The sequence below is a fragment of the Bacillus sp. PK6-16 genome, from assembly GCF_056530295.1.
Genome location: NZ_CP096511.1, coordinates 4,087,793 through 4,109,351 on the forward strand (window position 1 = coordinate 4,087,793; position 21,559 = coordinate 4,109,351).

Annotated in this window: 22 protein-coding genes and 1 other annotated feature; of the genes, 7 read left to right on the forward strand and 15 right to left on the reverse strand. The window is 36.1% G+C overall.

Annotated features, from left to right (window positions below):
* Positions 1 to 20: 20 nt before the first annotated feature.
* Positions 21 to 704 carry an adaptor protein MecA gene (gene mecA / locus M1D66_RS20970; protein WP_000350713.1) on the reverse strand — a complete coding sequence of 228 codons (684 nt, stop codon included), beginning with the start codon at positions 702 to 704 and terminating at the stop codon, positions 21 to 23.
* 345 nt (positions 705 to 1,049) lie between these two features.
* On the opposite strand from mecA, the gene M1D66_RS20975 reads away from it, so the two are divergent.
* Positions 1,050 to 1,724: a TerC family protein gene (locus tag M1D66_RS20975; protein WP_000362607.1), complete on the forward strand. Its 675-nt coding sequence runs from the start codon at positions 1,050 to 1,052 to the stop codon at positions 1,722 to 1,724.
* Positions 1,725 to 1,773: 49 nt separating this feature from the next.
* Here M1D66_RS20975 and spx read toward each other — a convergent pair whose 3' ends face one another.
* Positions 1,774 to 2,169, reverse strand: a complete 396-nt coding sequence (spx, locus tag M1D66_RS20980) for a transcriptional regulator Spx (protein ID WP_000258267.1) — start codon at positions 2,167 to 2,169, stop codon at positions 1,774 to 1,776.
* A gap of 593 nt (positions 2,170 to 2,762) precedes the next feature.
* Between spx and M1D66_RS20985 the strand changes: the two genes are divergently transcribed.
* Positions 2,763 to 2,966 carry a hypothetical protein gene (locus M1D66_RS20985; protein ID WP_000559972.1) on the forward strand — a complete coding sequence of 68 codons (204 nt, stop codon included), beginning with the start codon at positions 2,763 to 2,765 and terminating at the stop codon, positions 2,964 to 2,966.
* Positions 2,967 to 2,997: 31 nt separating this feature from the next.
* On the opposite strand, the gene M1D66_RS20990 is transcribed toward M1D66_RS20985, so the two are convergent.
* Positions 2,998 to 4,644 carry a peptide ABC transporter substrate-binding protein gene (locus M1D66_RS20990; RefSeq protein ID WP_000728609.1) on the reverse strand — a complete coding sequence of 549 codons (1,647 nt, stop codon included), beginning with the start codon at positions 4,642 to 4,644 and terminating at the stop codon, positions 2,998 to 3,000.
* Positions 4,645 to 4,996: 352 nt separating this feature from the next.
* Here M1D66_RS20990 and M1D66_RS20995 point away from each other — a divergent pair, with 352 nt between their 5' ends.
* Positions 4,997 to 6,442 carry an MATE family efflux transporter gene (locus tag M1D66_RS20995; protein WP_002164600.1) on the forward strand — a complete coding sequence of 482 codons (1,446 nt, stop codon included), beginning with the start codon at positions 4,997 to 4,999 and terminating at the stop codon, positions 6,440 to 6,442.
* 143 nt (positions 6,443 to 6,585) lie between these two features.
* Here the strand turns inward: M1D66_RS20995 and M1D66_RS21000 are convergent, their stop codons facing one another.
* The 5 genes from M1D66_RS21000 to M1D66_RS21020 all read right to left on the reverse strand — a co-directional run bounded on the left by M1D66_RS21000 (position 6,586) and on the right by M1D66_RS21020 (position 12,301).
* Entirely contained in the window at positions 6,586 to 7,521 is a 936-nt protein-coding gene (locus tag M1D66_RS21000) for an ABC transporter ATP-binding protein (RefSeq protein ID WP_000166348.1), read from the reverse strand.
* The gene (locus M1D66_RS21005) at positions 7,514 to 8,557 is read right to left on the reverse strand and encodes an ABC transporter ATP-binding protein (protein ID WP_000854346.1); all 1,044 of its coding nucleotides are present in this window, start codon (positions 8,555 to 8,557) and stop codon (positions 7,514 to 7,516) included. Before M1D66_RS21005 ends, M1D66_RS21000 begins: the two co-directional genes overlap by 8 nt.
* Positions 8,558 to 8,575: 18 nt before the next feature.
* On the reverse strand, positions 8,576 to 9,592 hold the full coding sequence (gene opp3C, locus M1D66_RS21010) for an oligopeptide ABC transporter permease (protein ID WP_000974106.1): 1,017 nt from the start codon (positions 9,590 to 9,592) through the stop codon (positions 8,576 to 8,578).
* Positions 9,589 to 10,518 (reverse strand): oligopeptide ABC transporter permease, encoded by a 930-nt coding sequence (opp3b, locus tag M1D66_RS21015; protein ID WP_000534167.1) that lies wholly within the window; start codon positions 10,516 to 10,518, stop codon positions 9,589 to 9,591. Before opp3b ends, opp3C begins: the two co-directional genes overlap by 4 nt.
* 127 nt (positions 10,519 to 10,645) lie before the next feature.
* On the reverse strand, positions 10,646 to 12,301 hold the full coding sequence (locus M1D66_RS21020; RefSeq protein ID WP_000727217.1) for a peptide ABC transporter substrate-binding protein: 1,656 nt from the start codon (positions 12,299 to 12,301) through the stop codon (positions 10,646 to 10,648).
* A 319-nt stretch (positions 12,302 to 12,620) separates the two neighbouring features.
* On the opposite strand from M1D66_RS21020, the gene M1D66_RS21025 reads away from it, so the two are divergent.
* From M1D66_RS21025 to M1D66_RS21035, 3 genes are all read left to right on the forward strand, one after another.
* Positions 12,621 to 13,001 carry a DUF3899 domain-containing protein gene (locus tag M1D66_RS21025; protein ID WP_001044997.1) on the forward strand — a complete coding sequence of 127 codons (381 nt, stop codon included), beginning with the start codon at positions 12,621 to 12,623 and terminating at the stop codon, positions 12,999 to 13,001.
* A 105-nt stretch (positions 13,002 to 13,106) separates the two neighbouring features.
* Positions 13,107 to 13,323: a binding site (T-box leader), on the forward strand.
* A 76-nt stretch (positions 13,324 to 13,399) separates the two neighbouring features.
* Positions 13,400 to 14,389 (forward strand): tryptophan--tRNA ligase, encoded by a 990-nt coding sequence (gene trpS / locus M1D66_RS21030; protein WP_000110985.1) that lies wholly within the window; start codon positions 13,400 to 13,402, stop codon positions 14,387 to 14,389.
* Positions 14,390 to 14,587: 198 nt separating this feature from the next.
* Positions 14,588 to 14,770 carry a hypothetical protein gene (locus tag M1D66_RS21035; protein WP_242554760.1) on the forward strand — a complete coding sequence of 61 codons (183 nt, stop codon included), beginning with the start codon at positions 14,588 to 14,590 and terminating at the stop codon, positions 14,768 to 14,770.
* Positions 14,771 to 14,792: 22 nt separating this feature from the next.
* Here M1D66_RS21035 and M1D66_RS21040 read toward each other — a convergent pair whose 3' ends face one another.
* The 7 genes from M1D66_RS21040 to M1D66_RS21070 all read right to left on the reverse strand — a co-directional run bounded on the left by M1D66_RS21040 (position 14,793) and on the right by M1D66_RS21070 (position 21,196).
* Positions 14,793 to 15,539 carry a YjbA family protein gene (locus M1D66_RS21040; RefSeq protein ID WP_000966127.1) on the reverse strand — a complete coding sequence of 249 codons (747 nt, stop codon included), beginning with the start codon at positions 15,537 to 15,539 and terminating at the stop codon, positions 14,793 to 14,795.
* 143 nt (positions 15,540 to 15,682) lie between these two features.
* Positions 15,683 to 16,471 (reverse strand): DUF2268 domain-containing putative Zn-dependent protease, encoded by a 789-nt coding sequence (locus tag M1D66_RS21045; RefSeq protein ID WP_000513278.1) that lies wholly within the window; start codon positions 16,469 to 16,471, stop codon positions 15,683 to 15,685.
* 106 nt (positions 16,472 to 16,577) lie between these two features.
* Positions 16,578 to 17,816 carry a beta-ketoacyl-ACP synthase II gene (gene fabF / locus M1D66_RS21050; protein WP_000412656.1) on the reverse strand — a complete coding sequence of 413 codons (1,239 nt, stop codon included), beginning with the start codon at positions 17,814 to 17,816 and terminating at the stop codon, positions 16,578 to 16,580.
* Positions 17,817 to 17,847: 31 nt separating this feature from the next.
* The gene (gene fabH, locus M1D66_RS21055) at positions 17,848 to 18,780 is read right to left on the reverse strand and encodes a beta-ketoacyl-ACP synthase III (protein WP_001100545.1); all 933 of its coding nucleotides are present in this window, start codon (positions 18,778 to 18,780) and stop codon (positions 17,848 to 17,850) included.
* A 548-nt stretch (positions 18,781 to 19,328) separates the two neighbouring features.
* On the reverse strand, positions 19,329 to 19,505 hold the full coding sequence (locus M1D66_RS21060; protein WP_153595095.1) for a ComZ family protein: 177 nt from the start codon (positions 19,503 to 19,505) through the stop codon (positions 19,329 to 19,331).
* 54 nt (positions 19,506 to 19,559) lie between these two features.
* Positions 19,560 to 20,432, reverse strand: coding sequence for an NAD-dependent epimerase/dehydratase family protein (locus M1D66_RS21065; protein WP_012593171.1), 873 nt, complete (start codon positions 20,430 to 20,432; stop codon positions 19,560 to 19,562).
* 29 nt (positions 20,433 to 20,461) lie between these two features.
* Positions 20,462 to 21,196: a lipase family protein gene (locus tag M1D66_RS21070; protein WP_000028711.1), complete on the reverse strand. Its 735-nt coding sequence runs from the start codon at positions 21,194 to 21,196 to the stop codon at positions 20,462 to 20,464.
* Positions 21,197 to 21,352: 156 nt separating this feature from the next.
* On the opposite strand from M1D66_RS21070, the gene M1D66_RS21075 reads away from it, so the two are divergent.
* Complete coding sequence (locus M1D66_RS21075) at positions 21,353 to 21,535, forward strand: YjzD family protein (RefSeq protein ID WP_001211116.1); 183 nt, start codon at positions 21,353 to 21,355, stop codon at positions 21,533 to 21,535.
* Positions 21,536 to 21,559 lie beyond the last annotated feature (24 nt).

Here is a 21,559-nt window from a genome sequence, read left to right on the forward strand (position 1 = left end):
TTCATACTACAGAAATCGGCCTACGTTTTAGCAGGAAAATTATTGCGAATCGTTTCAAGCGCATGCTCTTTCACAATTTGTTTTCCATACTCACTTACACGATGAATTGTTAAAGTTGATTCTTCTCCATATTCTAAAATAATACTTAAAATACGATCGATTTCTTCTTCATCATGTAGCACTTCATCGAATTCCACATATACATAATAGCGGTCCTCAAATGAATACAGCTCATCTTTTATATCTTCAAAGATAAGACGATGACTTAATGAAATGACATCTTCAAAATCATTAAATTTAATTAAAAAGCCAAACGTACCATCTTCATTAAAGTTTGTTCCTGTTTGTTCTTCTACCTCTTCGACTAATTCTTGTTGGAATAATGATTCGATGCCTTCATCTAGAGGAATATCTATAATTTTGTCTACCCCTATCGGTAGTTCCAGCTTTTGTCCGTCCTTTGAAAGCTCTGCTTTCGTGACAAGTACTTCAATCCCTTTATCGACTGCTTGCACTTGAATCCATAACGGTCCATCAATAAAGAAATCGTCATGATCACGAGCTTCGTCCATCATCTCCCAAAAGAGCTCTTCACTTCGTTCGCGATCATACCAAATTTCTTCACGATTAAATCCTCTATCCTCTATATCAATGTACGTAATAAAAAATTTCATCGTATGATCATTAATTCTTTCAATATCCAAAATACAACTCTCCCTTCCTGCTTAGAATTGTTATGAAGGGATTCCCCACTCATATGACAAATCAATAGATTCTTGTACTCTCATTTTATGATAAGATTCTCCAGAATGGAAATAAAATCGATTTATTTTACAAAAATAGTTATATGCCTATCTTTACTCGATAAACTACATAAATATATTATTATAGCGATTTCTTACTTACAAAAAATTTGGACATACATTTCCACATTCCCCCGTACACTGTAATAAAGTGAAACTTCTATTAGAAGAGATTATCTAACAACAACTTTCTTCATCACATACATATAGTTCGCTTATTAAAACATCATAAATGGAGGCAGACGAATGGACTTAGAGTTTTTAACATCCGTACTAATGATTGTCGGTATCGATGTTGTATTAGGTGGTGACAATGCAATCGTCATCGCACTAGCTAGCCGAAATTTACCTGAATCGAAACGAAATAAGGCTATTTTGATCGGTACTCTTTTAGCGATTGTACTAAGAATCATCCTTACTATACTAGCTGTCTATTTACTCGACATTCCATTTCTACAATTGATTGGCGGGGTTTTACTTACATTAATTGCAGTCAATTTATTAACCGATAATAGCAACGATCTTTCTTCTATTCAAGGAAAAACAACTTTATTTCAAGCTGTGCGGACAATTGTTTTCGCGGATCTCGTTATGGGGTTTGATAATGTTATTGCCATTGCAGGTGCAGCTCACGGGAGATTTTTACTCGTCATAATCGGCTTACTCATTTCTATCCCGATTATTATTTGGGGCAGCAAACTTATTTTAATACTTATGGAACGATTTCCATTCCTCATTTATTGCGGTGCAGCGATTCTTGCCTATACTGCAGGAAAAATGGTTACACATGAAGACAGACTTGCAACCTTTTTTCATAACAATCCAAGTTTCACTACAAGCATTCCTTATTTGTTCATTTTCACTATTTTATGCATCGGCTTTATCGTACAACAAGTTCGATTACGCAATGTGAAACATTAAAAAAAACCTTCTACTATATAATAGGTAGAAGGTTTTCATATTATTATAATTAATTTACAAGACGTTGTGCTTCACGTAATTGGAACGTTCTTACTGTACGTGGTAAGAAACGACGAATTTCGTCTTCGTTGTAACCAACTTGAAGGCGTTTTTCGTCAATCATAATTGGACGACGTAAAATCCCTGGATAGTCACGAATCATCTTATATAAATCTTGAAGTGGTAAAGACTCTAAGTTTACATTCAATTCTTGGAAAACTTTCGAACGAGTAGAAATAATCTCATCCGTTCCGCTTTCTGTCATACGTAAAATCTCTTTAATTTCCTCAATCGTTAATGGATCTGAGAAAATATTACGTTCTGTATAGGGAATATGATTTTCCTCTAGCCATAATTTCGCCTTTCTACAAGACGTACAGCTTGGAGAACTATATAATGTTACCATACAAAGCTCACTCTCCTTAAAGAGTACAAATTCTGTACTAAATACAGTTTTAATTTCTAACTTCAGCAATTTTTCGCGATAACTTGTCTTATTGAAAAGTACAAAAATCGCATTTCATGTAAGCAACAACTTATAATAAACAACAATTACTTTTAATAAGTAACTTCTATAATCATTATACAATAGATTTTGCAAGAAATATACAGTAAATTTCCTGCTAGTTGAGAAAACTCTTCCGTGCATTTCACTGCTATGTAACATGATTACGCTCACTTCAGCTGTACTTTAACAATAACTTTCAATCCTTTTACTACTCACTTCTCATAGATTTTTCATATAATATATAGTTATTTATCTATAATCTTCCCTATGAAAAGGAGAACGTTTTCTTACTTTTTCTTGATAAATCAATTAAGAAATGTAAGACTATACAAATGAGAATAAAAAGGAACGTTTGTTCTCATTTTAACAAATATCCTCCCTCCTGTCTACACGATTTCTAAAGTAAATTAAATATTTTTCTGACATTTCTTTCTTTTTTATTTTTTATCTCATACAATAAACATACAGACAGGCAAAGGGGGAGTTTTCAAATGATTGCTTTTTTTATTGATTTTATTACGGTTGCTGCCCTCATCATCGGAATAACAGCATTGATTGGTGTCATTACAAATAGCATCGGCGAAAAGCTCTTTGGTGGAAAAGAAAAAATGAAGTTTGTTAACAAAAGTTTGGGTGTACAATCTGGCTGGAACCAAGTTGGCGGAAAAGGCATTTATAAGAAACGAACGTATTAAAAAAAAAGCAGGCGATCACCTGCTTTTTTTCTTATTTCTCTACTGACGCCCATTTAAAGCTTAAATCGCCGCCATATTTATGGTTATACATATTTTTAATTGAATCTCTTTGTAAATATGCTCTACCACGTTGATATACTGGAACGATCGCAGCATCATCAAGTAACATTTTTTCAGCTTCTAATAAGTTCTTCCAACGAGCATTTACATCGCTTCCATCTTTTTTCGCCTTCATAATGATTTCATCGTATTTTGGATTAGAGTACTTCATCTTATTTTGTGACCCATCTGTTACAAACATATCAAGATATGTAATTGGATCTGGGAAGTCCGCACTCCATCCAGAGAATGACATGACATAATCGCCCGCATCTTCTAATTTTAGTTTTTGTGCGAATGGTTGTTGTTTAATTTTTACTGTTAAACCTGGTAAATTCTTTTCTAATTCACCTTTTAAATATTCACCAGTTTTCTTTGATAACTCTACATCTTCATTTAATAATTCTAATTCGATTTCATTTTTACCAAGTTCTTTTTTACCAGCTTCCCAATATTTCTTCGCTTCTTTCACGTTTGGTTTTACAATATCCCCGTTTACAGCACGGAAATCTTTTTTATCTGGTCCTTTAATGAAGTTATCAGGAATTAATCCTGTTGCTGGCTTAGAACCGTTATTTAATAATGTATCCACGAATGGCTTACGGTCAAAAGCAAGTGAAATTGCTTTACGAATATTTTTATTTGCTAAAGCTGGATCTTTTTGATTTAAACGAAGGAAGAATACAGATGTATCTTCTACTGTTTGGAAATCTGGTTTTCCTTTATATTTATCAATAAACTCCGCTAATAACGACGCTCGATCAATTGCATTTGTTTCATATAAGTTAATTGGCGTAGATGTATCTTTTACAATATTAAAGTTTACTTCTTCAATCTTCACTTCTTTATTGTCCCAATATGACGCGCTCTTTGTCATTTTAAAGCTACGTTCATGTTGCCAATCACTTAATGTAAATGGTCCGTTATAAAGCGTTGTATTCGCTTCTAAACCAAACTTCGTACCTTGCTCTTTCACAAACTTTTCATTCACAGGATAGAAGATTGGATATACCATTAAATCTACAAGGTATGGAATTGAATTATCTAATTCCACTTCTAATGTATAATCATCAATCGCCTTTACCCCTAATTGATCCGGACTCATCTCTTTTTTATTAATTTTCTCTGCATTTTTTATATCATACATAATGTACGCTGATTTCGCAGCTGTATCTGGGTTAATCGCTCTTTGCCATGCGTATACGAAATCTTTTGCCGTCACAGGATCACCATTTGACCATTTTGCGTCTTCACGTAATTTAAATGTATATTTTTTACCATCTTCTGATTTTTGGAATTCCTTCGCTACACCAGGAACTAGCTTATCATCTTTTCCTAAACTGTATAAGCCTTCCATCGTATTACCCATTACTCTTGAAGAAACTGCATCAGCTGATAACGCTGGATCCATCGTTGGAATTTCTTGCGTTTCAATTAAGTTAATAACTTGCTTCGCACCGCTTTTCCCGCTATCCCCTTTTGCGTTCGCTTGCGGTTCATCTTTTTGGTAGCTACATGCCCCTAACATCATGCTCATTGCTACTGTTGATACTACAAAAACTGGCATCTTTTTTTTCATACTTCCACCCTCCACAAAAATGTTAGCCCTTTCATTTTCAAACAGAAAGAAATATATATATGTTCTAATAATTCATATTATACACACAAATATATTTTTTGTATATTTATATTTCTATTTCATTAAAATTTCCTGTTAAAAAATAAATCTTTGTAAACGTTTCATATTGCTGATTATTCTTACTAAAGTGTTAAAAACAATATTTTTTATACTTTTCTAAATTATCAGAGAAAAATGAATTTTATATCTCATAATACTTTATGTATAATTATCCTTTTGTTTTTATCATAAAATAGCACTCTCTTCATAATAAAAATATGTAGGCTAAAATGAGTGCAAAGGTTAAGAAAGTATGTTACGATACATTTTGCTAAAAATAGATATCGGTAAAGAGGGGACGGACATGGCAGCAATTCAGGCAAAAAACGGGCCTACTGAGAAATTAAGTTTATTCTTATTAACATGGCCTATTTTTCTAGAAGTTTTTCTTTTTATGTTAATGGGGATCGCTGATACTTTCATGTTAAGTGCATTATCAGACGATGCTGTATCTGGGGTTGGTGCAGCGAATCAATACCTCCATATCGCTATTTTGGTACTAGAAGTCATCGGGAACGGCGCAGCTATCGTCGTATCTCAATACCTCGGTTCCAAACGCTTTATGGAAGCATCTAAAATATCAGCATTAGCCGTCACATTAAATTTAATAGTTGGGCTCGTTATAAGCGCTGGTTTTCTTTTATTTTCGAAACATATGATGCTCGCAATGAACTTACAAGGCGATGTACTAACGTATGCGCAAAACTACTTATCTATCGTCGGAGGAGCCATCTTCCTACAAGCTATTATTAACTCATTAGCCGCAATTATCCGTGTACACGGTTTTACAAAGCAAGCGATGTTTATTTCACTCGGAATGAATATGATTCATATCGCTGGAAACTACGTACTCATTTTCGGGAAATTTGGTTTCCCTGAGCTCGGTGTACAAGGGGCTGCCATTTCTTCTGCTGTCAGCCGACTTATAGCGCTTATTGTTTTCTTCTGGTTACTATACCGCGTTATGGAATATCGTGTAAAATTACAATATTATTTCACCCTATCAAAAGAATATATCGGGAAAATTTTAAAAATCGGGATTCCATCTGCTTTTGAGCAAGTTATGTATCAAGCTTGTCAAATTGTCTTCTTATACTATGCAACATATTTAGGAACGGAATCGTTAGCGGCTAGACAATACGCTACGAACATTTCTATGTTCACTTATTTATTCGCTATTGCAATTGGTATGGGAACAGCCATTATTATTGGCCGCCTCGTTGGTGGTGGCGAAAAAGATGAAGCATACGAACGCTTGTGGAAAAGTGTAAAATGGGCGATTGGTGTAACTTTATGTATGGTCGCTCTCGTTATTACATTCCGTACACAATTAATGGGACTGTTTACAGATAATCCGTACATTATCGGGTTAGGCGCAAGTGTTCTTTTACTAAGTGTACTACTTGAAACGGGACGTACGATGAACATCGTCATCATCAATTCACTTCGTGCAGCTGGTGATGCAAAATATCCTGTTTTAATCGGTGCATTCTCTATGGTGTTAATGAGTTTACCACTAGGTTACTTTTTCGCCTTTCATTTAGATATGGGGCTCGTTGGTATTTGGCTAGCAATCGCCATCGACGAATGGACACGTGCCATTATTATGTTCTTCCGCTGGAAAAGTAGAGCATGGGAGCGTTATGCACTTGTTAAACCTGAAGAACAAGAGGAGAATGTTTCTGTTCAAGTTCAGTAATTTTGCATATGGATATCACTAACGATACATGAGATTTATATCGGCGATTCTTTAAATATATCGACTGACCGACAAATGTATACAATTCTTTTATATAGTAGAAAAAGAGCCATCCTTCCATAACAGAAGAATGGCTCTTTTTTTTATTGATAAATCTCTTTATATTTCTTGTACTCCGCTTCCGAACATAGTACGAAATGTCCTGGGCGAATTTCACGCATTGTTGGTGCTTCACTACCATAATTATGCTGTGATGGATCATATACGATACGTTTACGATTGCGCTCATAATCTGGATCTGGAAGTGGAATCGCTGATAATAGTGATTTCGTATATGGATGAATTGGATTCGCATATAATTCATCACTTGTTGTTAACTCAACGATTTGGCCACGGTACATTACACCAATACGGTCACTAATGTATTTTACCATTGATAAATCATGGGCGATGAATAAGTATGTTAAACCTTTTTCTTTTTGTAACTTTTTCAGTAAGTTTACAACTTGCGCCTGAATCGATACGTCAAGTGCTGAGATCGGCTCATCGGCAATGATAAATTCTGGGTCTACAGCAAGCGCTCGAGCGATACCGATACGCTGACGTTGTCCACCTGAGAATTCGTGTGGGAAACGGTTTGCGTGCTCTTTATTTAAACCAACTGTGTTTAATAGTTCATGAACACGGTCCATGCGCTCTTTTTTACTTTTCGCTAATCCGTGAATATCAATACCTTCTGCGATAATATCCCCTACTGTCATACGAGGATTTAATGATGCGTATGGATCTTGGAAAATCATTTGCATTTTACGGTTGAATTTCTTCAGTTCTGCGCGTGATTTCTTACCATGTACGTTTTCACCATCGAACAATACTTCACCAGCAGTTGCATCATATAAACGAATAATTGTTCTTCCAGTTGTCGATTTACCACAACCTGATTCTCCTACAAGACCAAATGTTTCTCCGCGGTAAATATCAAATGAAATATCATTAACCGCTTTGACAACACCACCACTCACGTCGAAGTGCTGCTTTACATTTTTTACTTCAATTAATTTCTCACGTTGTTTAGTCATGTTGTTCACCTGCTTTCATTTGAAGAATGCGTTTTTCAACGACTGCCGGCGGTTTTACTTCTGGAGCTTGCTCGTGAAGTAACCAAGTTGCCGCATAGTGCGTATCACTTACTTTAAATAAAGGTGGGTCCATTTCAAAATCAATTTTCAGTGCCTGCGGGTTACGTGGTGCAAAAGCATCCCCCTTTGGCGGCTTCAATAAATCTGGAGGCGTTCCAGGGATTGCATATAACTCTTCCTCTGAACCATCTAAACTTGGCATAGATGCGATTAAGCCCCAAGTATATGGATGTTTCGGATTGTAGAAAATTTCATCTACAGTTCCAATTTCAACAACTTTACCAGCGTACATAACTGCCACTCGGTCCGCAACGTTTGCTACTACACCTAAGTCATGCGTAATGAAAATGATTGCTGCTTCTGTTTTTTGCTGAATGTCTTTCATAAGTTCTAAAATTTGCGCCTGAATCGTAACGTCTAGCGCTGTTGTCGGCTCATCGGCAATTAATAATTTCGGGTTACAAGCTAACGCCATCGCAATAACTACACGCTGTCTCATACCACCTGAGAATTGGTGAGGATATTGTTTTAAACGAGCTTCTGGATTTGGAATACCTACAAGGTCAATTAATTCTAAAGCAACTTTACGTGCATCTGCTTTACTCATCCCTTGGTGTTTAATTAGACCTTCCATAATTTGATTTCCAATTGTCATCGTTGGGTTTAATGATGTCATTGGATCTTGGAAAATCATCGCGATATCTTTACCGCGTACTTGCTGCATTTCTTTTTCTGTTAATTTCGTTAAGTCACGACCTTCAAATACGATTTCACCATTTTTAATGCGTCCAGGAGGATTCGGAATTAATCCCATTAACGCTTTAGAAGTAACTGATTTCCCTGAACCAGATTCTCCTACAATCGCCAATGTTTCTCCTTTTTTCAAATCAAAAGTAACGCCGCGTACAGCTTGTACTTCACCTGCATGTGTATCAAAGGAGACTTGTAAATCTTTTACCTCTAACAATGTTTTCATCTTTGCCTCTCCCCTCTTTTACTTACGCATTTTTGGATCTAACGCGTCGCGTAATCCGTCTGCCATTAAGTTAAACGCTAAAATTAATATACTGATGACAACCGCAGGGATGAACATCATATGCGGATACGTTTGAATAGATTTATAACCATCATTTACAAGAGAACCTAGTGACGCAAATGGCGGCTGAATTCCTAAACCGATGAAACTTAAGAACGCTTCACCAAACACCGCTGATGGAATTGTAAACATTGTCATTACGATAATAGGTCCCATTACGTTTGGAATTAAATGTTTCACAATTAATTGTGTATTTGTTGCACCTAATGTACGAGATGCTAATACATATTCTTGGTTTTTTAACTTTAAGATTTGTCCACGAACAATACGCGACATCCCTATCCAACCTGTAATCGCCATCGCGAGTGTAATTGACCAAATACCAGATCCCATAATGATTACCATTAAAATAACGATGATTAAGTATGGAATACCGTTAATAATCTCCATAATACGTTGCATAATGTTATCTACTCTACCGCCGTAGAATGCTGAAATACCTCCGTATGCAACCCCAATTACTAAGTCAATTGCTGCTGCTAAAAGAGCGATATATAATGATACGCGTGTACCTTCCCATGTTCTTGTCCATAAGTCACGGCCAAGATCATCTGTACCAAACCAGAAGTACTCTTTAATATCACGTTTTTCATATTGGTCAACACCATATTGATCTGTACCGTCAAATGGTAACCAATGAACATTTTCAATAACTGGAATTTTTGGTGGTAATTTCGCTCGACCTAAATCTTGCTCTTTATACGAGTGTTTACTTACCATCGGTCCAAAAATCGCTAATAGTGCAATGATAACTAATAATACAAGGCCAAGCATCGCACCTTTATGTTGGAATAAACGTCTTCTTACATCTTGCCAAAACGTTAGGCTTGGACGGGCAATGACTTCATTATCAACATTATTTTGATTGGCTTGTTGAAATAAATCTGGAGATAATTTTTGTACATCTTTCATCATTTTTTCCCTCCCGCTAAACGAATACGAGGATCAATAATTCCGTATAAAATATCGACAATGAAAATAACTAAAATGAAGATTGCACTATAGAAAATCGTAGTTCCCATAATAACTGTATAGTCATTTAAAGTAATCGATTTAACGAATTGTTCCCCAAGTCCTGGTACAGCATAAATTTGCTCGATAACAAGTGTTCCTGTAATTAATGCCGCAACCATTGGTCCTAAAATTGTTACAACTGGAATTAACGCGTTACGAAGTGCATGTTTGACAATAATAACGCCTTGGCTAATTCCTTTCGCTTTCGCTGTTAAAATGTAATCGGCTTGCATAACTTCAATTAATTCTGCACGAGAGAAACGTGCGATTGTTGCGATAACTCCCATCGATAATGCAATTGTAGGCATTACAGTAAACTCTGGTCCTTTCCAGAATGCTACTGGGAACCAGCCAAGTTTTACCCCTACGAAATATTGCAGTAATGCGGCGAATACGAATGATGGTACCGACATTCCGAGTACCGAAATAACTGTTGCACTATAATCTACCCACGTATTATTACGAAGTGCGGCAACAATACCTAAAATTAAACCGATAAATGTTCCTAATATAATCGCTTGTAAACCTAATTGGGCTGATGGTCCAATACGATCCACAATCATGTCTGTTACTGGGCGGTTATCATATTGGAATGATACCCCTAAATCACCTTTTGCTAGGTTACCTAAGTAACGTGCGTATTGAACTGGTACCGGATCATTCAATCCGTATTTTTCAAGAATGATTTCTTTTTGTGCCGGTGATAGCTTCTCCTGGTTTTTAAGCGGAGAACCCGGAAGTAATTTCATCAAAAAGAAAGTCAGTGTAGTAATTAAAAATAATGTCAAAGCCATGTACACGAAACGTTTTAATACATAACGTCCCATATCAAGCACCTCCCCGTTTTTCTCAAAAGCAATAAGATAGTTTAAAATATTCTTACTTTTATTTTTTTAAAATAAGAGCATATGCCCATCATAGGCATATACCCTTGTAAACGATGGAAAAAAAAGATTATTTTTGTTCAACAGATGCCCATTTGTAAGTTAATTTACCACCATAGTTAATTGGGATAATATCTTTTACGGCACCTTTTACTACATACGCTGAACCTTTTTGGAAGATTGGAGTGATAACTGCATCCTCTTTAATTAACATCTTCTCTACTTCTAGAAGGTTGTCCCAGCGAGCTTGTAAATCTTTTGTATCTGTTTTAGCTTTTAGGATTAACTCATCATATTTCTGATTAGAATACCCTGTTTTATTTTGAGAACCATTCGTAACAAACATATCTAAATATGAGATTGGATCTGGGAAATCTGGTCCCCAAATACCAAACGCAATATCATATTGCTGAGAATCTTCTAATTTATTTTTTTGTGCGAATGGTTGCTGTTTAATTTTAATTGATAAACCTGGTAAGTTCTTTTCCATCTCACCTTTTAAGAATTCCCCAACTTTTTTAGCATCTTCATTATCAAAGTTTAAGAATTCTAGTTCGATTTTATCAGTTCCAAGCTCTTTCTTCGCTGTTTCCCAAAGCTTTTTCGCTTCTTTTGGATTTGTTTCAACTAGCTTTCCATTTTCAGCTCGGAAATCTTTTTTATTCGGACCTTCAGCGAAATCTTTTCCAACAAATCCGTAAGCTCCAATTGCACCGTTATTTAAAATAACTTTTGCAATGTTATCACGGTCAAAGGACATTGAAATTGCTTTTCTTAAGTTTTTATTACTTAAGTACTGATTACTTTGATTAAATCTTAAGTAAGCAACCCCTGCTTCTTTTCTTGTTTGGAACTCTGGGCTTTTTCTAAACTTATCAACAAATTCAGACGTTAAAGCCGCTCGGTCAATCGCGTTTGTCTCATATAAATTTACATCAGTTGCTGTATTTTTTACAATATTAAAGTTGATTTCTTCGATTTTAACCGTTTTATTATCCCAATATGAAGGATTCTTCTTGAATTGGAAACTTTGTTCATGTTTCCAATCACTCATAACGAATGGACCGTTATATAATGTTGTATTTGCCTCTAAACCAAATTTATCACCTTGTGCTTTTACAAAGTTTTCATTTAGTGGGTAAAATACTGGATAAACTGTTAAATCGATAAAGTAAGGAACGGGATTGTCTAATTCTACTTCTAATGTATAATCATCAATCGCTTTTACACCTAATTGGTCAGCAGGTAATTCTTTTTTATGAATTTTCTCTGCATTTTTAATATCGAACATAATGTATGAATACGTTGCTTTTGTATCTGGATTTACTGCTCTTTTCCATGAATACACAAAGTCTTTAGCTGTTACAGGTTCCCCATTCGACCATTTCGCATCTTTTCTTAATTTAAATATGTATTTCTTCCCATCATCTAGCTTTTCGACATCTTCTGCAACTCCAGGCATTCTCTTTTGATCTTTGCCAATACGATATAAACCTTCCATCGTATTATTTAATGCTGTAGAAGATGAAGAATCAGATGCTAATGATGCATCCATTGACGGAATTTCAGATAACTCTGTTAAATTAAGAATCTGTTTTCCGTTACTACTACTCGTAGCGTTCTCTTTCCCTTTTGCTTTTGCGTCATCTTTTTGGTAGCTACACGCGCTAAGCAACATACTTGCAGTTAAAGTTGATGCAAGTAATAACGGTATCTTTTTCTTCATGTTGTGTTGCCTCCCCTAATTGCACTTCCTGTACCCTCACTTGTTAAAAAGTAGAATTGAAAGAATAATCTCCAAGTTTCTACAATTTTCATTATACATATAATATAACAATTGTGAATATAGTTTTTTGTTTTTTTGTTAAAATTTTTAATAAAATATTTATATTTTTAATTTTTCGTAAAGGGATACATTAACATTGCTACCATCATCTTAAAATCAGACCTTTAATTGCGTATAATTTTCAAAAAATTAATCCTAGTACTTATTATAGCTTTTATAGTATAATAATTCTAGTAATATTTTGACGGAGGGGAATATTTTGAATAAAGTTTTTTTTCATACTTGTATACTAATTTTTATAGCGATGATTGCTTCTAGTATTGGTGCATTCCTCATTTCATCTCAATTTTTGTTGAACTTTGTCAACATTTTGTTTTATATTGCACTGTTTTTTATTCTTATCGGCGGTTTTTTATACATATTTCAAAATGGTTTTTTCAATGTAACCATTTACGCATTCCAAAGAGTATTTGGTACGAACAAAAAGATTGACTCTTTAATTGAAGAAGTCGAGGAACCTACAGATAAGAAAGAACGTATTTATAAAACATATTCATTCAAATGGACATATCCAATTTGTATTACAGGTATCTTCCTTGGGTTGTTCTCGACCCTCATTAGCTTTACTATTTTGATGTAGTTTGCAAACACTATCCCATATGATATAATAATCAGCAAAACATTTTGTTATAAAACTTTAGTTCTTTCATATTAAAAGAGCTCAAGTAACAATAAATAAATTTATATGTATGCGATGATAAAGAAGAGTACATATTGAGGCAATTTCAGAGAGCTTGTGGTTGGTGTGAACAAGTAATTGTACAGTATGGAATGGGCTTTTGAGCACCAAACCGAACCGAAAGTAGTAGGCTTTGGCGTTATATCCTAACGTTATTATGGATTAGAGAGATTTCACAGTAGTGAAATAATTAGGGTGGTACCGCGGTCCATTCGTCCCTATAGTTTTTGGGATGAATGGGCTTTTTTGTTTGCCTTCTCTTCCCCCCATCACGCATTCAATTTTAGGAGGAATTACTTATGTCAGTTATCTTTTCTGGTATTCAGCCAAGTGGAACGATTACACTTGGAAACTATTTAGGCGCAATGAAGCAGTTTACAGAGCTTCAAAATGAACACGACTGTTATTTCTGTATTGTAAACCAACATGCGATTACAGTACCTCAAGATCCCGTCGGACTTCGTAAAAACATCCGCAGTCTTGCTGCACTTTATGTAGCATGCGGCATCGATCCTGAAAAAGCTACTTTATTTGTACAATCAGAAGTACCAGCACACGCTCAATTAGGATGGATCATGCAATCTGTTGCTTACGTTGGAGAATTAGAACGTATGACGCAATATAAAGATAAAGCTTCGGGTAGAGATTCAGTTCCAGCTGGATTACTTACGTATCCACCATTAATGGCTGCTGATATTTTACTTTACAACACTGAAATCGTACCAGTTGGTGATGACCAAAAGCAACATATGGAATTAACACGCGACCTAGCAGAGCGTTTCAACAAACGCTTCCGTGAAGTGTTCACAATTCCTGAAATTCGTATTCCAAAAGTAGGCGCTCGCGTTATGTCATTAACAGAACCTACGAAGAAAATGAGTAAATCTGATCCGAATCCAAAATCAATGATCAGTATGCTTGATGAACCAAAAACAATTGAAAAGAAAATTAAGAGTGCTGTAACTGATTCTGAAGGTATTGTGAAATTCGATAAAGAAAACAAACCTGGAATCTCTAACTTATTAACAATCTACTCTTCATTCTCTGGAAAAACAGTAGAAGAAATTGAAGCGATGTACGAAGGAAAAGGATACGGCGACTTCAAAGGCGACTTAGCACAAGTAGTCGTAGAAGCAATTCGTCCAATCCAAGACAAATATAACGAACTAATCAACTCACCAGAACTAGACGAAATCCTAGACAAAGGTGCAGAAAAAGCAAACCGCGTCGCATTCAAACAACTACGCAAAGTAGAAAACGCAATGGGACTAAGCAGAAAACGTAGGTAACATATAAAGCGGAGGCGACTGCTTAGCCCTGACGGCTAAGGTTCTTTCCCACAGAAGGTGCTTTTTACCTTCTTGTGGGGAAGGTTCTTAGACGCGAAGGGTTAGGAGCCGGAGCTAGATTACATATAAAGCGGAGGCGGCTCGTTTAGCTCTGACTGGCTAAGGTTCTTTCGCATAGAAGACGCTTTTTGTCTTCTTATGCGAAAGGTTCTTAGACACGAAGAGCTCGCTGCCGGAGCTGGATTTCTACAAAAAGCGGAGGCAGCTCGTTTAGAATGTGAGAGGGATGGAGCTCCTGACGTAGAGACGCTTTTTGCCTCGCAGGAAGGCGCGAAGCCACCGAACATTCTTGCCGCTGGAGCTAGATTTCTACAAAATTAAAAAACCGCCAATTGGCGGTTTTTTAATTTACCTTTTGCTCATTTTCCATTTCCCATAACTTTTCAAAAAATGGCTGTCCTTTTACGAGACGCTCGCATAATTGTTCGTGCTTATCAGACCAGCCTGTTTTCGCTTCATCATACAGCTTAGCCCAAATATCTTCAAATTCCATATGTTGAACCATTCCATATGCTGATGGATCCCACTCTGTGAACCAATAGCGAATTTCTGCTGTGTTTTTCGTTGTATGTAATTGATCTAACGCCATAAATAATAATTGTTTTAGCTGTCTTTCTTTACGAGTCAAGCCATTCATAATGAAAGGCGATGGTGATAAAATATGATGTTCTTTTTCTGTTTCTTCTACTTGGAACTCATACTTTTCTGCTTGTACGTTTTCTACCATCTCATATACCATCTGCTCTTGGCGTGGTATAAGTCTACTTTTGCGAATTGGTACATTGTAACCAATTGTGTCAATCGCAATAATTCCTTTTCCATCTGTAACAACAAAGCAATACTCTTGCTGCAAACGTTCATGATTTTTACGAATATAAGCCTTATGATGTACGTCTTCCAGCATTTTTTGCGGAAGCTCTAACAATTCGTTCTCGATGTAATGATATAATGTGGCATCTACTTTTAATAATGGCACTTGATCTAATAGCTCAATCGTATCATCTTTCCGCCATTCGTAAAAATGACAAACGTTATACCCATTCTCTTCACCTTCAAACCAATTTACCCATACATCATGTAGATATAACATTCACTACCCCTCACTTCACTACTGTTTGTACCAATCATTATGTTCATTTTTGCTTAACTTTATTCCACTTGAGGAAATATATTCTAATTATTATTTTTTCTTCTATTAATACTAAAAAAACAGGAAATAGAACTCCTGTTTTTTTATATATGAAATGTACTTGCTTTATTCAATATTTCTTTTGCATCTATAGATAATAAAGAAAGTGTATCTTCTCCTTCCAAAGTTACACAATCTTTGACAATATGAAATCCAAGCGCATAGCCAAGCATCTTCGGATAAGAGTGAAAGCCATTTAATAAGATGTCATGTTCCCTTGTTCCTCGTTTTATACTTATTCTTTCATGTACAACATTTTTCCAATAATAAACAGCCTCTTCTTTTGAAAGATACGCCGTCCACGGTGCATTGTTTTTTTCTGTATACCTTTCTGTTACTGCTTGTTCCGCTAGCCCTTCCATAATCATCGTATCAAGTAATGTATATTCTGTTTCTTTCGTCTCAATTTGATGTAACCTGCATATGTGATGATATTCATGCGCCAATAACACTTTTAATTCTTCTACCGAATTCCGCCCACATACGAATAAGAAAATAACATGACGCATAGATAATCCAGCCCTACCGTTATACTCTTCTTGTACAGTTCGATTATAGGAATCTGATAATAAAATAAAGACAGGGACATCTGGGCCTTTTAACCAATTTTTCAGTTTATCATACTCCAGGCTCAATTCTTTCCAAATTTCCTTTTCCTCTAATTCTTTAATTTCCTTTTCTCCGCGCATGATCGGGCGATACATCCCTTTTGAAATTAAAAAGCGATACAACCTTTCTTTTGGCAACGGAATATACTTCGTAAATTTCTCACAAAGTTTTTCTGGCCGTCCATAATATAAATGTAGCCATTCAGCTGTTTCAACAATCCCCATCTTTATCCCTCCTTTTTCTTATGTATATGCTACAGGAGAAAAAGGCGTAAAAATAAATAAGGAGTTTTTTCGCAATAGATTGCGAAAAAACTCCTTATTTCATCGATTATTTATACGATTTAAATACTAACACTGCGTTATGACCACCGAATCCTAATGAGTTACTTAATACTGCATTTACTTCTTGGTGTCTCGCTTGATTTGGTACGTAATCTAAGTCACATTCTGGATCTGGTGTCTCATAGTTAATTGTTGGAGGAATTACTCCGTCTGTAATTGATTTAATAGAGAAAATCGCTTCAACAGCACCAGCTGCTCCTAATAAGTGACCTGTCATTGATTTCGTTGAGCTAATTGCTACTTTATACGCGTGCTCGCCGAAAGTTTCTTTAATTGCCATCGTTTCATATTTTTCATTCGCATCCGTACTTGTACCGTGCGCATTAATGTAATCAATATCTTCTGGCTGTAGGCCTGCATCAGCTAAAGCTTGACGCATTGCACGCACTCCGCCTTCCCCACCAGGAGCAGGCATTGTAATATGGAATGCATCTCCAGTTGCACCATAACCAGCAATTTCCGCGTAAATGTGAGCACCGCGTGCTAATGCATGCTCTAATTCTTCAAGAATTAGAATACCTGAACCTTCACCCATTACGAAACCGCTACGGTTTTTATCAAATGGACGGCAAGCCGTTGCTGGGTCTTCATTAAATGTTAATGCTTTCGCTGAGCTAAATCCTGCGAATGCCATACTTGTTAGCGGCGCTTCTGCTCCGCCTGTAATCATTGCATCAGCATCACCACGCTGAATTGCTTTAAATGCATCACCAATTGAGTTTGCACCAGATGCACAAGCCGTTACAGAACAAGTGTTAATTCCTTTTGCTCCTGTTGCGATTGATACTTGACCTGCTGCCATATCTGGAATCATCATCGGCACGAAGAATGGGCTCACGCGGCGTGGGCCTTTCTCAGTAAAAATCTTAAATTGTTCTTCGTATGTTTCCATACCGCCAATACCAGATCCAATCCATACACCAATTCGAGGTCCGTTTTCTTCTGTAATTTCAAGCTTTGCATCTGCAACTGCCATTTTCGCTGCTGCTACTGCATATTGTGTAAAGCGATCCATACGGCGCGCTTCTTTTTTATCAATATATTTCTCGACTTCAAAGTCGTTAATTTCCGCTGCTACTTTTGCTGGAAATAGTTCTGGATCAATTCTTGTAAGTCGCCCGATTCCAGATACACCCTTTTTAATGTTTTCCCACGCTGTTTCAACATCTGTTCCGACCGGTGTAACAGCTCCTAGTCCTGTAATTACGACCCTCTTTTTTTCCATACAAAATACACTCCTTTTTTTCTCTCAGTCCTTATTTACCCCAACGAAGAGCGACTGCTCCCCATGTTAATCCGCCGCCAAAACCAACAAGTATAATTAAATCACCGTCTTGAATACGTCCGTTTTGCAATTCCTCTACCATTGCAATCGGAATGGAAGAAGCTGATGTATTACCGAACTTCTCAATTGTCATACTCATTTTTTCTTGTGGTAAATTTAACCTCTCTCTTGCAGATTCCATAATACGAATGTTTGCTTGATGCGGTACTAAGAAATCCACATCTTCTTTTGTAAGACCAGCTTTATCTAAAACGCGAAGACAAGAATCACCAAGTTGACGAACGGCAAATTTAAACACTTCTCTGCCATTCATCATAACATACTCGTCTTGATAAAGGTGCTTGCCGCCACTTCCGTCTGCTCCTAATTCAAAAGATAGAACACCTTTACCTTCTGAAACAGCTCCCATTACGATAGCACCGGCTCCGTCTCCAAATAGTACTGCTGTATTTCGATCGTTCCAGTCTACAATTTTAGATAATTTATCACTACCAACTACTAATACATTTTTATACGTTCCTGTTTGAATAAATTGCTGCGCTGTAATCATTCCGTACATAAAACCGGCACATGCTGCACTTAAATCCATTGCAGCTGCATGTTTCGCTCCTATTGCTTCTTGAATTACACAAGCAACTGCTGGAAAAGCACGATCTGGTGTTACTGTTGCTACTAAAATAAGATCGATATCCTCTCCGCTAATTCCTGCATCTTCAAGTGCTTTTTTAGAAGCCTCTACGGCCATATATGAAGTATCTATTGTATCATCGGCAATGCGTCTTTCTGCAATTCCCGTTCTCGTACGAATCCATTCATCGGATGTTTCCATTATTTTCTCTAAATCGTGATTTGTGACTACTTTTTCTGGCACATATCTTCCGATCCCTAAAATGCCCACGTTCACATCGCAGCCCTCCGTTTTATATCAATTATTATGACTTGGTACTAATTTTAAAACATAAATGTATTTTTGTCTAGAATATATTTCGCATAAAACAGAAAGCTAACGCATTATTCACGTTATTTTTCATTAAAAGAAACAGAAACATACCTCTCAAATATAAAAAGACTCAAACCGCTTCTATTTACGGTTCGATCCTCTCTTTCATCTAAAAAGATGCTTTTTTATTCTTTATCTGTTTTCCTTCTAAACTAGAGAGTTCTCCTCACTACTTTTCCTTTATCCTCTTCATATCTCTAGTTTTCCCCCAGGCGAGAATAAAAAAGGCCCTGACCGCTTCTATCCACGGTTCGGGCCTCTCTTCCATCTTAAGAAGATGCTTTTTATTCTTGATCTGCTTTCCTTCTAAACTAGAGAGTTCTCCTCACTACTTTTCCTTTATCCTCTTCATATCTCTGGTTTTCTCCCAGGCAAGAATAAAAAAGGCCCTGACCGCTTCTATCCACGGTTCGGGCCTCTCTTCCATCTTAAAAAGATGCTTTTTATTCTTTTTATTCTTTATCTGCTTTCCCGAGCTCATAGGCCTCGTTCATAACTTTCATTAACAACTCTAACACCGGCTGTGCCTTCTCCATATCAAGTGGAATTCCATTATCATCTAAAATTGCCTTTGCTTCCGGTAAATGCTTCATTGCGATTTGTAAAAACTGCATGCTTTTTTCGTTCATATTATGCTCTTCCTCTCCATTAAAACTTTCACATACAATAGTGTAACACGCGTACTACCCTTCGTATAACTCTTTATATTTTTTCATGTGTGCCAGTTGTTTATTTAAACCGTATTCTAACGGAGTATTTCTTTTTATTGAAATTACCTCGATAGCCTCATCTCTTACTTCGTTATTATTTTTATTTACTTTATCATCCGCGCGTAAAAGATTCATACCTTTTTCCCATAATGACTGTTTACCACTAAGTAAATTGTATATACCAAGCTGCTCCCCGTTCGTTCCATTTTCCCATAAGTATTCACATACATCTTCAACGTAAAGTAAATCATTCCCCTTTTCCTCAATCGTACAACGGCACTCTTTTTCACCTAATTCTGATAAAATAAGCTGATGAAACATCATAAAGGACGGTTGCCACGGTCCATATAATGTTGGAACTCGAAATACACTATATTGTAAATTCCCTTTTTTCAATCCTTCTTCTACTTTCAAAAATAGTCGCTTATTTTCGGATTCATCTGTACTGCCTACTTCAATAGAAGAAATTAAATTTAACTTCACTTTTTGTTCTTCACACATTCTTATAATTCGCTTTAAATATTGTAATATGACTCTTTCATTCCGAAATCCACTTTGCTGATTTGGCTCATATAAGCAAAAGTAAACAGTATCGAATCTCTCTTCCTCAACCAATCTCCATCCATCTTCATCTCTTATCGAATAATACGTAAATAATGCATTTCTCCCAATTAATAATAACTTCTCTTCATTAATTTTCGTCATACTATCGAATTCATCAAAATCAAGACCATATACTTCCACTTCTTCTGCAATCATTTTATTTACAAGGTGATAACCTACAAACGTAAGTGCACCTACAATTAGCACGCGTTCCATACCACCAACCCTTTCCCTCTGAAACAAATAGCTCCTCATTTATGTATATGGGAGCTTCATAATTCTTCTTCATATTTTTTAAAGAAATCGGTCGTTTGCCTAACCATTTTATATTTCACATCTTGCAGATGGAACAAGACAGAAGTATCACATTGATTTAGTTGCCTCATTTTCTCATATCTACGCAACTGCTGTTTTCTTCCTCTTTTTTCTTGTGTTGATACGAAAATTTTAACAGGTACACAAGATGGAAGAAGCGTAAATGATTTCTTATTTATTTTTAATTCTAATTCTTCTTCTTTGGCATCATACGCCAAACTTAATTCCTTCACGAGTCTCTTGTAAAAAAACTTATGCTCTTTCTCAAACTCCACATATTCTGGTAAATCTAAACACGGATTTAACATAATGACAGAGCGTATACACTCAGGGTATTTGTTCATCATTTCGAGTGCTACAAGTGCTCCCATACCATCTGCCATAATGTGCATTTTCGCATTCAATGTCTCTTTTCTCAACACAACGTCATATAAACGTTTTGCTAGACGAACAGATTGGTCGTTTCCCCAATGTCTTCCGTATAAATTAGAAGAAAAGACTGTGTAGCCTTGCTCAATAAGGCCATGTAAAAAATAAGATCTACCCGCATGCTGTGTCCATAAACTTGTACCATTCTCAATAAAGTAGTTATAATCACCGAGGAGCATAACAGAAAATCCATTTGGCTTCTCCGGTAAATAAATGACACATGGTTCTTTTTCTAAGTAAAAAAAACGTTCCGTAATACTCATTTTTCCCCCGCCTTATTTTCTAAACATATAAAACCACTCTTTTATAATGTATGAACGGAATGCAAATTTGCGTTGAAAAATCTACAAATATTTTTCTATATTCTTTTTTCAATTGTGTTACAATAAGGACAGATTGAACGAATAGAGGTGTAAAATATGCGTTTCATTTGGGCATTAATTTGGTCGTTCTTACTTGTACATATGATGAGCTATGTAATCGGCTCTATGACTGGCGGTACATACGACTTTAACCAAGCGTCTATTTTCTCAGTTGTTCTTGCTGTGTTAGTACTAGCAATTTCAGCTGCAATTCCAAACGAGCCAGTAGAACAACACTAAAAAAAGAGTCCGGATTTTATCCGA

Excerpts from the sequence above, each read along its gene's own strand:
- M1D66_RS20995 (WP_002164600.1), top strand. The coding sequence starts at position 4,997 with ATGTTACGATACATTTTGCTAAAAATAGATATCGGTAAAGAGGGGACG.
- M1D66_RS21075 (WP_001211116.1), top strand. The coding sequence starts at position 21,353 with ATGCGTTTCATTTGGGCATTAATTTGGTCGTTCTTACTTGTACATATG.
- M1D66_RS21000 (WP_000166348.1), bottom strand. The coding sequence starts at position 7,521 with ATGACTAAACAACGTGAGAAATTAATTGAAGTAAAAAATGTAAAGCAG.
- M1D66_RS21045 (WP_000513278.1), bottom strand. The coding sequence starts at position 16,471 with ATGGGGATTGTTGAAACAGCTGAATGGCTACATTTATATTATGGACGG.
- M1D66_RS21060 (WP_153595095.1), bottom strand. The coding sequence starts at position 19,505 with ATGAACGAAAAAAGCATGCAGTTTTTACAAATCGCAATGAAGCATTTA.
- M1D66_RS21020 (WP_000727217.1), bottom strand. The coding sequence starts at position 12,301 with ATGAAGAAAAAGATACCGTTATTACTTGCATCAACTTTAACTGCAAGT.
- M1D66_RS20990 (WP_000728609.1), bottom strand. The coding sequence starts at position 4,644 with ATGAAAAAAAAGATGCCAGTTTTTGTAGTATCAACAGTAGCAATGAGC.
- M1D66_RS20975 (WP_000362607.1), top strand. The coding sequence starts at position 1,050 with ATGGACTTAGAGTTTTTAACATCCGTACTAATGATTGTCGGTATCGAT.
- M1D66_RS21040 (WP_000966127.1), bottom strand. The coding sequence starts at position 15,539 with ATGTTATATCTACATGATGTATGGGTAAATTGGTTTGAAGGTGAAGAG.
- opp3C (WP_000974106.1), bottom strand. The coding sequence starts at position 9,592 with ATGATGAAAGATGTACAAAAATTATCTCCAGATTTATTTCAACAAGCC.
- fabF (WP_000412656.1), bottom strand. The coding sequence starts at position 17,816 with ATGGAAAAAAAGAGGGTCGTAATTACAGGACTAGGAGCTGTTACACCG.
- opp3b (WP_000534167.1), bottom strand. The coding sequence starts at position 10,518 with ATGGGACGTTATGTATTAAAACGTTTCGTGTACATGGCTTTGACATTA.
- trpS (WP_000110985.1), top strand. The coding sequence starts at position 13,400 with ATGTCAGTTATCTTTTCTGGTATTCAGCCAAGTGGAACGATTACACTT.
- M1D66_RS20985 (WP_000559972.1), top strand. The coding sequence starts at position 2,763 with ATGATTGCTTTTTTTATTGATTTTATTACGGTTGCTGCCCTCATCATC.
- M1D66_RS21070 (WP_000028711.1), bottom strand. The coding sequence starts at position 21,196 with ATGAGTATTACGGAACGTTTTTTTTACTTAGAAAAAGAACCATGTGTC.
- M1D66_RS21005 (WP_000854346.1), bottom strand. The coding sequence starts at position 8,557 with ATGAAAACATTGTTAGAGGTAAAAGATTTACAAGTCTCCTTTGATACA.
- spx (WP_000258267.1), bottom strand. The coding sequence starts at position 2,169 with ATGGTAACATTATATAGTTCTCCAAGCTGTACGTCTTGTAGAAAGGCG.
- M1D66_RS21035 (WP_242554760.1), top strand. The coding sequence starts at position 14,588 with ATGCGAAAGGTTCTTAGACACGAAGAGCTCGCTGCCGGAGCTGGATTT.